The sequence below is a fragment of the Pseudomonas sp. AFG_SD02_1510_Pfu_092 genome (genome assembly GCF_003331055.1).
In the GTDB taxonomy this organism is placed as follows: domain Bacteria; phylum Pseudomonadota; class Gammaproteobacteria; order Pseudomonadales; family Pseudomonadaceae; genus Aquipseudomonas.
In genome coordinates this window covers 23245-36692 of sequence record NZ_PUQD01000024.1, presented here as the reverse complement: position 1 = coordinate 36692, position 13448 = coordinate 23245, and the positions used below count along the sequence as shown (strand labels likewise).

Annotated in this window: 15 protein-coding genes; 9 read left to right on the top strand and 6 right to left on the bottom strand. The window is 66.6% G+C overall.

The window, feature by feature from the left end; translation table 11 throughout:
• The first annotated feature begins 38 nt into the window (after window positions 1–38).
• Entirely contained in the window at window positions 39–1247 is a 1209-nt protein-coding gene (locus C6A77_RS12635) for a hypothetical protein (RefSeq protein ID WP_114169767.1), read from the top strand.
• 83 nt (window positions 1248–1330) lie between these two features.
• Here the strand turns inward: C6A77_RS12635 and C6A77_RS12630 are convergent, their stop codons facing one another.
• The 3 genes from C6A77_RS12630 to C6A77_RS12620 all read right to left on the bottom strand — a co-directional run bounded on the left by C6A77_RS12630 (window position 1331) and on the right by C6A77_RS12620 (window position 2648).
• Complete coding sequence (locus tag C6A77_RS12630; RefSeq protein WP_114169766.1) at window positions 1331–1672, bottom strand: DUF2892 domain-containing protein; 342 nt, start codon at window positions 1670–1672, stop codon at window positions 1331–1333.
• A 62-nt stretch (window positions 1673–1734) separates the two neighbouring features.
• The gene (locus C6A77_RS12625) at window positions 1735–2205 is read right to left on the bottom strand and encodes an RNA methyltransferase (protein ID WP_114169765.1); all 471 of its coding nucleotides are present in this window, start codon (window positions 2203–2205) and stop codon (window positions 1735–1737) included.
• 71 nt (window positions 2206–2276) lie between these two features.
• On the bottom strand, window positions 2277–2648 hold the full coding sequence (locus C6A77_RS12620) for a YajD family HNH nuclease (protein WP_114169764.1): 372 nt from the start codon (window positions 2646–2648) through the stop codon (window positions 2277–2279).
• 132 nt (window positions 2649–2780) lie between these two features.
• Here C6A77_RS12620 and C6A77_RS12615 point away from each other — a divergent pair, with 132 nt between their 5' ends.
• Entirely contained in the window at window positions 2781–3059 is a 279-nt protein-coding gene (locus C6A77_RS12615) for a hypothetical protein (RefSeq protein WP_114169763.1), read from the top strand.
• Between the two features lie 195 nt (window positions 3060–3254).
• Here C6A77_RS12615 and C6A77_RS12605 read toward each other — a convergent pair whose 3' ends face one another.
• Window positions 3255–5297, bottom strand: coding sequence for a S9 family peptidase (locus tag C6A77_RS12605; protein ID WP_114169762.1), 2043 nt, complete (start codon window positions 5295–5297; stop codon window positions 3255–3257).
• A gap of 201 nt (window positions 5298–5498) precedes the next feature.
• Between C6A77_RS12605 and C6A77_RS12595 the strand changes: the two genes are divergently transcribed.
• The 3 genes from C6A77_RS12595 to C6A77_RS12585 are packed head-to-tail and all read left to right on the top strand — an operon-like array spanning window position 5499 to window position 7318.
• A complete protein-coding gene (locus C6A77_RS12595; protein ID WP_114169760.1) occupies window positions 5499–5999 on the top strand; it encodes an MFS transporter in 501 nt (166 codons plus the stop codon).
• A 14-nt stretch (window positions 6000–6013) separates the two neighbouring features.
• Entirely contained in the window at window positions 6014–6787 is a 774-nt protein-coding gene (locus C6A77_RS12590; RefSeq protein ID WP_114169759.1) for a class II glutamine amidotransferase, read from the top strand.
• A gap of 9 nt (window positions 6788–6796) precedes the next feature.
• On the top strand, window positions 6797–7318 hold the full coding sequence (locus C6A77_RS12585; protein WP_114169758.1) for a DUF2937 family protein: 522 nt from the start codon (window positions 6797–6799) through the stop codon (window positions 7316–7318).
• 125 nt (window positions 7319–7443) lie between these two features.
• Here C6A77_RS12585 and C6A77_RS12575 read toward each other — a convergent pair whose 3' ends face one another.
• Window positions 7444–8355: a LysR family transcriptional regulator gene (locus C6A77_RS12575; protein ID WP_114169757.1), complete on the bottom strand. Its 912-nt coding sequence runs from the start codon at window positions 8353–8355 to the stop codon at window positions 7444–7446.
• A 129-nt stretch (window positions 8356–8484) separates the two neighbouring features.
• Between C6A77_RS12575 and C6A77_RS12570 the strand changes: the two genes are divergently transcribed.
• The 4 genes from C6A77_RS12570 to C6A77_RS12555 are packed head-to-tail and all read left to right on the top strand — an operon-like array spanning window position 8485 to window position 12157.
• On the top strand, window positions 8485–9771 hold the full coding sequence (locus C6A77_RS12570; RefSeq protein WP_114169756.1) for an MFS transporter: 1287 nt from the start codon (window positions 8485–8487) through the stop codon (window positions 9769–9771).
• 9 nt (window positions 9772–9780) lie between these two features.
• A complete protein-coding gene (locus C6A77_RS12565; protein WP_114169755.1) occupies window positions 9781–10560 on the top strand; it encodes a 5-oxoprolinase subunit PxpA in 780 nt (259 codons plus the stop codon).
• Window positions 10557–11243, top strand: a complete 687-nt coding sequence (gene pxpB / locus C6A77_RS12560; protein ID WP_114169754.1) for a 5-oxoprolinase subunit PxpB — start codon at window positions 10557–10559, stop codon at window positions 11241–11243. The genes C6A77_RS12565 and pxpB overlap by 4 nt, the downstream gene beginning before the upstream one ends.
• Complete coding sequence (locus C6A77_RS12555; RefSeq protein WP_114169753.1) at window positions 11240–12157, top strand: biotin-dependent carboxyltransferase family protein; 918 nt, start codon at window positions 11240–11242, stop codon at window positions 12155–12157. The genes pxpB and C6A77_RS12555 overlap by 4 nt, the downstream gene beginning before the upstream one ends.
• A gap of 102 nt (window positions 12158–12259) precedes the next feature.
• Here the strand turns inward: C6A77_RS12555 and C6A77_RS12550 are convergent, their stop codons facing one another.
• Window positions 12260–13438, bottom strand: a complete 1179-nt coding sequence (locus C6A77_RS12550; protein WP_114169752.1) for a VWA domain-containing protein — start codon at window positions 13436–13438, stop codon at window positions 12260–12262.
• Window positions 13439–13448 lie beyond the last annotated feature (10 nt).

The window sequence follows — 13448 nt, the reverse complement described above, 5'->3', positions numbered from 1 at the left end:
GCGCGGCCCGCTGCCACGGGGAAACAAGGAGTTTCGGTATGCGTTGCCAGCTGTTGTTGCTGTTGGGCCTGATGGCCAGTTCGCCGGCCTGGGCGAAAAAGGTCGACCTCGACTACCAGGTGCGTCTGCTACCGGCCAGCGGCCAGGCGGAGGTGCGCCTGACCTTGGCCGAAGGCAGTGCCGTGCGCAGCCTGGACTTCGACCTGGGCAAGGCCGGGGCCTACAGCGGCTTCCAGGCGGATGGCCAATGGCAGCTGCACGGCCAGCGCGGGGTGTGGCAGCCGGCTGCCGGCAAGACCAGCCTCAGCTACCGGGTGCAACTGGACCAGAAACGCGACAGCGGCGCCTATTCGTCGCGCATCACCGCGCATTGGGCGCTGTTCCTCGGCGACCAGCTGGTGCCAGCGGCGCGCCTCGACCAGCAGGATGGCGTCGAGCTGGTCGCGCGCCTGGCATTCGACCTGCCCGAGGGCTGGAAAAGCATCGAGACCTCCTGGCCGCGCATCGGCAAGGACAAGTTCCGCATCGACAACGTTTCGCGCCTGTTCGACCGCCCCACCGGCTGGATGCTCGCCGGCGACCTGGGCAGCCGGCGTGCCCGCCTGGGCGAAACCGAGGTCACCGTGGCCGCGCCGGTGGGGCAGGGCATGCGGCGCATGGACAGCCTGACCTTGCTGACGTTCGTCTGGCCGCAATTGCAGGCGGTGTTCCCGCGCAACCCGCCGAAGCTGCTGCTGGTCGGTGCCCGCGACGGCATGTGGCGCGGGGCGATGGCCGCGCAGGGTTCGTTGTACCTGCACAGCGCGCGGCCGATGGTCAGCGAGAATGGCAGCAGCCCGTTGCTGCGTGAGGTGGTGCAACTGTTCGCGCAGATCCGTGGGCGTGATGGCAGTGACTGGCTGGTAGAAAGCCTGACCGACTATTACGCCAGCGAGTTGCTGCGTCGCGCGGGCGGGGTGAGCGACGACCGTTACCAGGCCTGGCAGGCGCGCCTGAGCAAGCAGGGCGCCAAGGTCACCCGGCTCAAGGGCGAACATGCCACACCGGCGCAGGTGGCCCGTGGGGTGTTGTTGCTGCAGGCGCTGGACAAGGAAATCCGCATTCATACCCAGGCCAGGCGCTCGCTGGACGATGTGGCGCGCGGGCTGATGCGCTTGCCAGGCGTGAGCACCGAAGACTTCGTGCAGATCAGCGAGAATGTGCTGGGGCGGCGTTCCGAGGTGCTGGAAAGCAAGGTATTGCGCTAGGCATCCCTGTGGCCAGTACCGGCCACAGGGTTACTTGTGGGAGCGGGCGTGCCCGCGAAAGGGCCAGCACCGGCAACCGAGCCTCAAAGGCCGGTCAACGGATCCTTCCCGGTCACCGTCACCCCGCGCGTCGCCGCCTCGGCACTGGTCTTCAGCGCCTGCAGCTCGGTCGCACTGCGCTCGATGTCTGCACGCAAACGGTGATACTCCTGGCGGTGCCGCTGCCACCAGGCCTTGGTCGCACAGTGCCCGCTGACACCCCGGGCCAGGGCCAGGCCGCCCACGGCGATCTGCAACAACCCGAGCAGGCCGCCGTGGCGCAGGCCCTTGCTGACCATCAACGCGCCGCCGGCCAGCGAACTGGCGCGCTCAAGACCATGAACGTTACTGTCCTGCGATGTCGCTGCCGAATGGATATCAAGCATGGCAAGGCCTCCGTCTGAAGTGTATGCAGGTGACCTGTCGGCCGCCGTCATCGTTCAGTCGGTTACTTGAACCGCGGCCCCGAACGGGTGTTCAGCCCCTTGGCCATGCGGTCGTACAGCACCACATTCACGGTCGCCGCCAGGTTCATGCAGCCTTCGGTGGGAATGTAGATGGTCTCTTCGCACCACGCCCGCACCTCGGCGCTGAGGCTGCCGTCTTCCGGCCCGAAGATGTAGATGGCCCGGTCCGGGTGGGTGTATTCCGGCAGTGGCCGGGCGCCGTCGACCAGTTCCACCGCCACCGGCGTGCAACCCAGCGGGATGATGCGCTGCAGGTCGTCGATGCCGATCAGCGGGATGTCGTAGTGCACGCGCTTGGTGTCGGTGACGAAATCCCGGGCGCGTTCATAGCGTTTGCCGGTGTAGAACACCGAATTGACGCCATAGCAACCGGCGGCGCGCATCACCGAGCCGACGTTTTCCGCCGACTTTGGGTTGAACAGGCCGATGCAGCTGTATCGTTTGTTTGCCACGTACCGGGGCCCTTCAGGAAAAAAGCGCGATTATACGGGCTGCCCGGTAGCAGCGGGGGGCCAATCGATGGTCAGTCTTTCTTCAGCATGCCCGCCAGGCCGGCGAACGGGTTATGGGTGGCCTTGGCGATGCTCGGGGTGCTGGTCGAGCCTTCGCTGAAGTACTGCTGGTCGGTGTAGCGCGAGTGCTCGTTGTCGTGGCAGTACAGGCACAGCAGCTCCCAGTTGGAACCGTCCTGCGGGTTGTTGTCGTGGTTGTGGTCGCGGTGATGCACGGTCAGTTCGCTCAGGCGTTTGCCGGCGAACTCGCGGGCGCAGCGGCCGCAGACATGCGGGTACATTCTCAGGGCCTTGTCGCGGTAGCCCATTTCCTTGTCGCGCTTGGCATCGGCCAGGATGCGGTCCAGGCGCGCGGTGGCGGCGGCGGAAGCGGTGGAGCTCATGGTGTTTCCTTTGTTCTGATCAGGCAAATGACGGTTATGCCACTGAGTCTAGCGCGCTTGCAGGGCAGGCGGACAGGCGAAAGCGTTGATTTAGGCGTAGCCTGTAGGAAGGTTCCCGACAGGAGGTTGCTGATGTTGCGTGCGCTCCTCGCTGCATGGTTGTTGGCTGGCCTGCCCTTGGCCGAAGCCGCCAGCACGCCACCCCGGCTGAGCACACCGGTGCCTGGAGCACCGGGTACGCCGACGCCTACGCCCTACCCGCAGATAACCCCGAGTACACCGCCCAAGGCTTACGACAGCCAGCCGGGCGCGCCGCTGCTGCCGCCGATGCCGGTGCCCGGGCCGCCCAAGGACCAGCCATTGCCAGGGTTGCGCCAGGAGCCGCCGAAGGCGCCGGTGCAGGATGATTGAATTCAGCCGGCCTGCCCCGGTTTTCTGTGGGAGCGGGTTTACCCGCGAAGCAGGCGCCGCGGTGGATGGCACGGGCTTCGCCCGTGTTCGCGGGTAAACCCGCTCCCACAGGGATCGCGCAGGATTCAGGACATGCGCGATCTCTGTGGGAGCGGCCTTGTGTCGCGAAAGGGGCGCGAAGCGCCCCCAACCCTCTCAAGCGATACCTAGCTCGCCGAATACGAACGCATACTCCAGCGCCACATCCTTCAGCCCCTGATAGCGCCCGCTCATCCCGCCATGCCCGGCGCCCATCTCGGTCTTGAGCAGCAACAGGTGGTCGTCGGTCTTGCGCGTGCGCAGCCGCGCCACCCACTTGGCCGCCTCCCAGTACTGCACGCGGCTGTCGTTGTAGCCCGCCACCACCAGCATCGCCGGGTAGGCCTGTGCCTTCACGTTCTCGTACGGTGCGTACGCCTTGATCCGCTCATACACGTCCGGCTCTTCAGGGTTGCCCCATTCGTCGTACTCGGTCACGGTCAGCGGCAGCTCAGGGTCGAGCATGGTGTTGAGCACATCGACGAACGGCACTTCGGCGATCGCGCAGCGGAACAGCTCGGGGCGCTGGTTGAGCACTGCGCCTATCAACAGGCCGCCGGCGCTGCCGCCACTGATGGCCAGGCGCTCGGCAGTGGTCACGCCCTCGGCGATCAGGTGTTCGGCACAGGCGATGAAATCGTGGAAGGTGTTGCGCTTGTGTTCCTGCTTGCCGGCGCGGTACCAGGCTTCGCCCAGCTCGCCGCCGCCGCGCACGTGGGCGATGGCAAACGCCACGCCGCGTTCCAGCAGGCTCAGGCGCGCATGCGAGAACCACGGGTCGAGGCTTTCGCCATAAGCGCCGTAGCCGTACAGGTACAGCGGTACCGTGCGGCCCAGGTCCTGCCGGCGGCGCACCAGGCTGATCGGCACCTGGGTACCGTCCGGCGCAGTGGCCCACAGCCGCTCGCTGACATAGTCGTCGGCATCGAACGGGCCCAGCACCGGGGTTTGCTTGAGTACCGTCTGCGCACCTGTGGCCAGCTCCAGCTGGCGCACCTGCGCCGGGCGGTTGAGTGCCTCGTAGCGCAGGCGCAGGCGGGCGCTGGCGAATTCCAGGCTGTCTTGCACGTACAGGCTGTAGGCGGCGTCGGGCAACTCGACGCGGTAGGCCGCCAGGCCCTGCGGGCGTACCTCGATGATCGGCAGGCCGCCTTCGCGCAGGCTCAGGGTCAGCGCGCTGGCATTCAGGCTGAGGCCTTCGAGCATGATCGCGTCGCGGTGCGGCACCAGCACCTGCCATTGCTCACGGCTTGGCACCGGAGCGACCGGGGCGTGGTACAGGGCGAAATTGATGCCGTCCTGGTTGGTGCGGATGAACCAGCGCCACTCGCCGTCGAGCTGGCCGTGGTCGGGGAAGTATTCGTGGCCTTCGACGCGCGGCGCCAGGCAGGTGAACGTGGCCTGCGGGGTGTCGGCGTCCAGCACCCAGGCTTCGCTGGTGGTCTTGCTGTTCAGCAGCAGCACCAGCTGGCGTTCGGAGCTGGTGCGGTAGCAGTGCAGGAAGAAGCGCCCGTCGGGCTCTTCGAACACGGTCTGCGCGCCTTCCTCGCCCAGGGTATGGCGCAGCAGGCGCCACGGGCGGTGGGTGTCGTCCAGTTCGGCGAAGAACAGCGTCTGGCTGTCGTTGGCCCAGGTCAGGCTGCCGTCGCAATTGTCGAAGGGCAGGGCGGTGATGCTGCCGGTGGCCAGGTCCTTGACGTACAGGGTGAAGGTTTCTTCGCCGCTGGTGTCGAGGCTGTAGGCCAGCAGGCGGTGGTCGGGGCTGACGCTGAACGCACCGAGGGCCAGGAAGCCGCCGTTGGCCAGGGCATTGGGGTCGAGCAGCAGCTGTTCCTGGCTTTCATCGACGCGGTTGCTGTCGTCGGCCGGGTGCGGGGAGCGGTAGTGGCGGGGGTACTCGTCGCCGGCAGTGGTACGGGTGTAGTACAGGAACGGGCCCCACGGCGTCGGCAGCGACAGGTCGGTTTCCAGGATGCGGCCCTTGATCTCTTCGAACAGGCGCTCGCGCAGCGGCGCCTGGTCTGCCAGGCAGGCTTCCTGGTAGGCGTTTTCGGCCTGCAGGTAGGCCAGCACCTCGGGGGTGTCGCGCTGTTGCAGCCAGGCGTACGGGTCGCTGGCGTTGTCGGCGTGGGCAATGGGCGGCTGGGGCTTGTTGGGCATTGGAGATCTCTTGGCTGGGGGGTACCTGCCCCGGCCCTATCGCCGGCAAGCCAGCTCCCACAGGTACTGCACAGGCCTGACAGGTAGTGGCGAACCTGTGGGAGCTGGCTTGCCGGCGATAGGGCCGGGACAGGGAGACGCTGTCTGCGCCCGGAAAAGTGTTTATCATAGGCGTCTCTTTGCCTGGCTTGCACGAACACCATGACCGAGAACGACTACACCCTCGCCTGGGGCCTTTACGCCGTTGCCGCCCTGGGCTGCCTGCTGGTGGGCTTCAAACTCACCGGCTGGATGTGGCGCTGGCTGCGCGAACCGTTGCGGGTGGTGCTGGCCGTGCTGCTGCTGACCCCGACCATCGTCGACCCGGTCAAGGACAGCTTCGCCCCGGCTATCGCCATCACCGCCCTGGACGTCGCCTTCAAGGTCGGCAACAACGCCTGGCGCGCGGTGTCCGACCTGGCCATGTACGGCATGGGCGCGTTCTCGCTGTACTTCCTCTTCGTGCTGCTGCGCCTGCCGCTGGAAAAACGCGCCCGCGAACGCCGCGCGCAGGCCGAGGCCGCTGCCCAGCGCCAGGCTGCCGAGGATGACCAGCTGGCGACCCAGGCGCCGCTGGCCGCCGAGCGCCGCGACCGCTACCGTGACGACCCACGCCCTGCCGCGCCCCTAGGCGCCGGTGGCCGGGTCGAGCCCCGTCTGTAAGCGGAGTCACGCCTATGTGCGAATTGCTGGGCATGAGTGCCAACGTCCCCACCGACATCGTCTTCAGCTTCACCGGCCTGATGCAGCGCGGCGGCCGTACCGGCCCGCACCGTGACGGCTGGGGCATCGGCTTCTACGAAGGACGTGGCCTGCGCCTGTTCCAGGACCCGGCCGCCAGCAGCGAGTCGGAGGTGGCCAACCTGGTGCAGCGCTACCCGATCAAGAGCGAAGTGGTCATCGGCCACATCCGCCAGGCCAACGTCGGCAAGGTCTGCCTGGCCAACACCCACCCGTTCGTGCGGGAAATGTGGGGCCGCAACTGGTGCTTCGCGCACAATGGCCAGCTGGGTGAGTTCAAGGGCCAGGCCAGCTTCTACCGGCCGGTGGGCGACACCGACAGCGAGGCGGCCTTCTGCGACCTGCTCAACCGCATCCGCAGCGCCTTCCCCGAGCCGGTTGCGGTGGAACAGCTGCTGCCGGTGCTGGTCGAAGCCTGTGCCGGCTACCGCACCCAGGGCGTGTTCAACTGCATGCTCAGCGACGGTGACTGGTTGTTCTGCTTCTGCTCGACCAAGCTGGTGCACATCACTCGCCGTGCACCGTTTGGCGCGGCACGGTTGAAGGATGTCGACCTGATCGTCGATTTTCACACCGAAACCACCCCCAACGACGTGGTCACGGTGATCGCCACCGAGGCCTTGACCGAGAACGAGACCTGGCAGCGCTATGCGCCGGGTCAATGGGCCCTGTGGCGGCACGGCGAGTGCGTGGCGCACGGCCAGAGCTAAGGACGCTGCATGTTCAGAAGTTACCTGCGGTTGCTGCTGTTCACCTTCGGCCTGTTGGCCGGTATCCAGGTCCCGGGGCTGGTCAAGGACTACAGCCAGCGGGTCGAGGCGCACCTGTTCGAATCGCGCGAGGCGCTCGATGGCTTCCGGCAGACGGCCGAGCGCTTCTTCAAGGGCGACCTGCAGGCGCTGCTGCGGCATTACCGCAGCAGCGACGACCCGGTATTCCTGAGTGACGCCAACAGCATCGAAAGCCTGATGATCCGCAACGAACTGCTGGAAAACGAATGGCAGGCGCTGCAAGGCTCCTGGGCCGGGCGTACCTGGCATGTGCTGGTGCAGGCCGACCCGCAGTTGCGCGACGAAACCCTCGATAGCTACAGCTACCAGATTCTGCTGGTGCCCGAGGCGATCGGCTGGGGGGTAGGCGCAGGGTTCGTGCTGGCCTTTGTGGTCGAGAGCCTGCTGCTGGGGATTGGCTGGGTGATCCTTGGCGGGCGCCGCCGGGCGGTGAAAGAGAGTTGGCGCTGAATTCTGCTGTGCCTGTACCGGCCCTTTCGCGGGCTTGCCCGCTCCCACAGGATTTGCACAACATTCTAGGTTGATGCAGTACCTGTGGGAGCGGGCAAGCCCGCGAAGAGGCCGGTACAGTCGGTTCAGACCAACACTATCCGCTGCCCCCCCACATCCCGCGCATACCGCTCCAGCACCTGCCGGCACACCCCGACCACTTCATCCACCAGCACCACCCCGGTCTGCCAGGCCACCACCAGCTCCAGGCTCGGCGGCGGCTGCAGCTCCGGCAGTAACACCAGCTCACCGCGGCTCAACTCGGCATCCACCAGCGCCGGCGGCAGCGCGCCAATGCCGAAACCGTCGCGCAACAGCCGGGTGATCGCCGCTACCGAGTTCACGCAGTTCAGCCGCGGCGTCTCGGCCCCGGCGACCTGCAGCAGGTTCAACACCTCCTGGTGCGGGCGCGAATTCTTCGAAAAGGTGATGATCCGCTCGCGCCCGAGCTCGGCCAGCGAGGCGTAGTCGCGGTGCTGCTGCGAGCCGGCAGCCACCACCCAGCCCATCGGGTAGCGCGCCAGGTCGAGGCTGCGGATCGACTGCTCGCGCAGCAGGTCGGTCTGCAGGATCACATCGAGAAAGCCCTTTTGCAGCTGCTCGCGCAGGTTCAGCGCCGTGTCGGCCACCAGTTCGATCTCCACCTGCGGGTAGCGCTCGGTCAGCTCCGCCACCAGCGCACTCATCCAGGTGTGGATCACCGTGTCCATCACCCCGATGCGAATGCGCCCGACCTTGGCCCGGTCGCTGTCCAGCGACTGCTTCATGGCCTTGGCGGTTTCCAGCATGCGTTCGGCGTATTCCAGCACCTTGCCGCCCTCCGGGGTCAGGCTGACGCCACGCGAGTCGCGCAGCAGCAGCTTCACGCCCAGGTCCGCCTCCAGCGCGGCAATGCGGCTGGATACCGAGGCCTGGGTGGTGAACAGCTTTTCCGCAGTCAGGCGGAAGCTCTTGAGCCGGGCGACCCAGACGAAGGTTTCGAGGAAGCGAAGGTTCATGATCAGTTTTTCTTGTTCCAGACCGGCGGTTTTTCTCGTTGGACGCAGGTGGCGCAGCCTCTGAACAATGGCGCACAGGCCGCGACACGTTGTCGCCCATAAAAACAATACCAACAAGCCGAGGCAAGCATGAACCCCACCGGCGTACAGCAGCAGGTCAGTTCCCCGTCTTCAACCGGGCCTTTTGCCTGGTACCGCGACATCGACGCCCAGCAACGGCGCACCTTCTGGAGCTGCAAGATCGGCTATGGCCTGGACGGCATGGACACGCAGATGCTCAGCTTCGTCATCCCCACGCTGATCATGCTGTGGGGCATCACCACCACCGAAGCCGGGCTGATCCACACCAGCACGCTGATTGCCTCGGCCGTGGGCGGTTGGCTGGCCGGTATCCTTTCCGACCGCATCGGCCGCGTGCGCACCCTGCAACTGACCGTGCTGTGGTTCGCCTTCTTCACCTTCCTCTGCGGCTTCGCCCAGAACTATGAACAGCTGCTGATCGCCCGCACGCTGATGGGCTTTGGCTTCGGTGGCGAATGGACCGCCGGCGCGGTGCTGATCGGCGAGGTGATCCGTGCCCAGGACCGCGGCAAGGCGGTGGGCATGGTGCAGTCCGGCTGGGCCCTTGGCTGGGGCCTCACCGCCATCCTCTACGCGCTGCTGTTTTCCTGGCTGCCGGCTGAGCAGGCCTGGCGTGCGCTGTTCTTGCTGGGCCTGGTGCCGGCGATCTTCGTGATCTTCGTCCGCCGCCTGGTCAAGGACCCCGAGGTGTACCGCGAAGCCAAGGCCATGCAAGCGGCCGAGGCGCCGGCACGGTTCCACGAAATCTTCGCCCCGGGCATGCTCTGGACCACCGTGCGCGCGTCGCTGCTGACCACCGGCGCGCTGGGCGGCTACTACGCCATCACCTCGTGGCTGCCGACCTTCCTCAAAAATGAGCGCGGCCTGAGCGTGCTGGGCACTGGCGGCTACCTGGCGATGGTGATCATTGGCTCCTACGTCGGCTATGTGGTCAGCGCGTACCTGTCCGACCTGCTGGGGCGCAAAAAGAACTTCATCCTGTTCGCCGTGGGCTCGTTCGTCATCGTGCTGCTGTACACCCAGATGCCGGTCAGCGACGGCGTGATGCTGTGGCTGGGCTTCCCGCTGGGCTTCTTCGCCTCGGGCATCTTCAGCGGCATGGGCGCGTTCCTCACCGAACTGTTCGCCACGCGCATTCGCGGTTCGGGGCAGGGCTTTTGCTACAACATCGGCAAGGTGGTGGCGGCGCTGTTCCCGCTGCTGATCGGCGTGCTCGGGCAGAAAGTGCCGTTGGGCCTGGGTATCGGGGTGTTCTCGGCAGTGTCGTACGGGGTGGTGATCGTCGCCGCGCTGAGCCTGCCGGAAACCCGCGGCAAACAGCTGCAGGCGCGGTAAGGTAGGCCTATGAACAACGACAACGGAGGCCGCGCGGTGGAACGCCTGCTACTCAATTGCGACATGGGCGAGAGTTTCGGCAACTGGCAAATGGGCCTGGATGCCGAGGTCATGCCGTTCATCGACTGCGCCAACATCGCCTGCGGCTACCACGCTGGCGACCCCGGCATCATGCGCCGCACCGTGGCCCTGGCGCTGGAGCACGGGGTAGCCATCGGCGCGCACCCGGCCTACCCGGACCTGGTCGGCTTCGGTCGCCGCTCCATGGCCTGCAGCGCGGAAGAAATCCGTGACCTGCTGCACTACCAGATCGGCGCGCTGGAGGGCATCTGCAAGGTGCTCGGTGGCCGCGTTGCGTATGTGAAGCCCCATGGCGCGTTGTACAACGACATGATGGCCGACCCGCTCACGCTGCGTACCGTGCTGGAAGCCGTGGCGGCCTACGGCGGCGACCTGCCGCTGATGCTGATGGCCACCGCCGACAACCGCGCCGCCCAGGCCCTGGGCGATGAAGTCGGCGTGCCGCTGTGGTTCGAGGCGTTCGCCGACCGTGCCTACACCGCCAGCGGCCACCTGCGGTCGCGGCGCCTGCCCGGCGCGGTGCACCACGACCCGGCGCTGGTGGTGGAGCAGGCCGTGCGCCTGGCCCGTGGCGAAACATTGCTGGCGGACGATGGCAGTGCTTTGAAGCTCGAGGCGCGCACCCTGTGCGTGCACGGTGACAATGACAGTTCGCTGGCGGCGGTGCGGCAGATTCGCCAGGCGCTCGATGCCCTGGGGGCGCGATGAACCCGCGCATTGAAGTGGTGGCCATCGACAGCCTGATGGTGCGCCTGTTCGACGGTATCGACGAGGGCAACATGCCGTGGATGCTCGCCGCCAGCCAGCGCTTGCACGCAGCGTTCGGCGAGCACCTGCTGGACCTGGTGCCGTCCTACACCACGCTGATGGTGCAGTTCGACCTGCCGCCGGGTCAGGCGAGGACGCTGATCACCCAGGCGCTGGACGGTTTGCAGCCAGACACGGGCAGCGCTGGTCGCCGCCATGAGATCCCGGTGTGGTACGACGCCAGTGTCGGCCCGGAGCTGCCGCTGCTGGCGGCCCGCAGCGGGCTGAGCGAGGCCGAGGTGGTCCGCCTGCACAGCGAGCGCGAGTACCCGGTGTTCGCCCTGGGCTTCGCCCCCGGTTTCGGCTTCATGGGGCTGGTGGACGAACGCCTGGCCAGCCCGCGCCTGAGCACCCCGCGCAAACGCGTGGCGGCGGGCAGCGTCGGCATTGCCGAACGCCAGACTGCGGCTTATCCGGCGGTATCGCCCGGCGGCTGGAACCTGATCGGGCGCACCCCGGTGCGCCTGTTCGACCGCGAGCGCGAGGGCTACAGCCTGTTGCAACCCGGCGACCGGGTGCGCTTCGTGGCGGTTTCGCGCAGCGAGTTCCTGGCCTTGGGCGGGGATGTGGAGGCGCAAGGATGAAGCAGTTGAAGATCGCGGCCAGTACGCCGCTGTGCCAGTTGCAGGATGCCGGACGCTTTGGCGTACGCCACCTGGGCGTGACCCAGGGCGGCGCCTTGGACTGGGTAGCGATGCACTGGGCCAACTGGCTGCTGGGCAACCCGCTGGGCGCGCCGGTGGTGGAGGTAGCGCTGGGTGGCTTCTGTGTGATCGCCGAGCAGGATTGTGTGCTGGCCCTGACCGGTGCCGACCTGGATGCGCGGGTCGATGACCAGCCGCTGGCACCCTGGCGCAGCTTCGCCTTGGCCAAAGGCCAGCGCTTGAGCCTGAGCCAGCCGAAGCAGGGCGTGCGGGCCTATCTGGCGGCGCCGGGCGGGTTCCTGGGTGAGGATGTGCTGGGCAGTTGTGCCACGGTCGTGCGCGAGGGGCTGGGCGGTATCGATGGTCAGGGTTCGGCGCTCGGCAAAGGCCAGCTGCTGGCCTTTGCCGGGGCTGCGGCAACCTTGCGCGAGGTACCGCAGGCGTTGCGCCCGCGCTACGTTCACAAACCGGTACTCGACCTGGTGATGGGCGCGCAGATCGGTGATTTCAGCGGCACCAGCCTGTTCGAGGCGTTCAACCGCGCGTGGACGCTGGACAGCCGGGCCGACCGCATGGGCATCCGTTTGCTGGGCCCGCAGCTGGTCTACCAGGGGGCGCCGATGATTTCCGAGGGAATTGCGCTGGGGGCAGTGCAGGTGCCGCCGGACGGGCAGCCGATCGTGCTGCTCAATGACCGCCAGACCATTGGCGGCTATCCGCGGCTGGGGGCATTGACGCCGTTGGCGTTGGCGCAGTTGGCGCAGTGCCTGCCGGGGGCTGCGGTGCGCTTCAGGGCGGTGGTGCAGGACGAGGCGTGGCGGGAGCAGCAGTGTTACCTGGAGCGTTGGTTGTAAGGCTGCTGGCCTCTTCGCGGGCATGCCCGCTCCCACAGGTTCGGCGCAGGCCTCGGGCTTGTGGGAGCGGGTTCACCCGCGAAGAGGCCGCCACAGCCAACATCACTTGGACAGGTAGCGCATCCCGTCCTCCAACCCCTGCAAGGTCAGCGGGTACATCTTGTCCTCGATCAGGTCGCGCACCAGGTGGGTCGAGGCGGTGTAGTCCCAGGCCTGCTTCGGATACGGGTTGATCCAGATGATCTTCTTGAATTTCTCCATGAAGCGCTGCATCCACACATACCCGGCTTCTTCGTTCCAGTGCTCCACGCTGCCACCCGGCTGGGTGATCTCGTAGGGCGCCATGGCCGCGTCGCCGACGAACACCACCTTGTAGTCATCGCCGTACTTGTGCAGCAGGTCGAAGGTGGAATAACGCTCCGAAGTGCGGCGCAGGTTGTTCTTCCACACCGACTCGTACACGAAGTTGTGGAAGTAGTAGTACTCCAGGTGCTTGAACTCGGTCTTGCACGCGGAAAACAGCTCTTCGCAGACCTTGACATGGGCGTCCATCGAACCGCCGATGTCGAACAGCAACAGCAGCTTCACCGTGTTGCGCCGCTCGGGGCGCATCTGGATGTTCAGCAGCCCGGCATCGCGCGCGGTGTGGTCGATGGTGCCGTCGATGTCGAGCTCTTCGGCGGCGCCTTCACGGGCGAACTTGCGCAACCGGCGCAGGGCCAGCTTGATGTTGCGCGTGCCCAGCTCGACCTGGTCGTCGAGGTTCTTGTACTCGCGCTGGTCCCACACCTTCACGGCCTTGCCCTGACGCTTGCCGGCCTCGCCCACGCGGATACCCTCGGGGTTGAAGCCGCCCGAGCCGAACGGGCTGGTGCCGCCGGTGCCGATCCACTTGTTGCCGCCGGCGTGGCGTTCCTTCTGTTCTTCCAGGCGCTTCTTGAATTCCTCGATGAGCTTGTCCAGGCCGCCCAGCGACTGGATCTGCGCGCGCTCCTCGTCGCTCAGCGAACGCTCGAATTCCTTGCGCAGCCAGTCTTCGGGGATCAGTGCCTCGATGTGCCGGTCGAGGTTTTCCAGGCCCTTGAAGTAGGCGGCGAAGGCGCGGTCGAACTTGTCGAAATGGCGCTCGTCCTTCACCAGGATGGCGCGGGCGAGGTAATAGAATTCGTCCATGTCGGCGAACACCACGCGCTTTTGCAGGGCCTGGTGCAGGTCGAGCAGTTCGCGCACCGACACCGGTACCTTGGCCGCACGCATTTCATTGAACAGGTTGAGCAGCATGGCCCGGCTC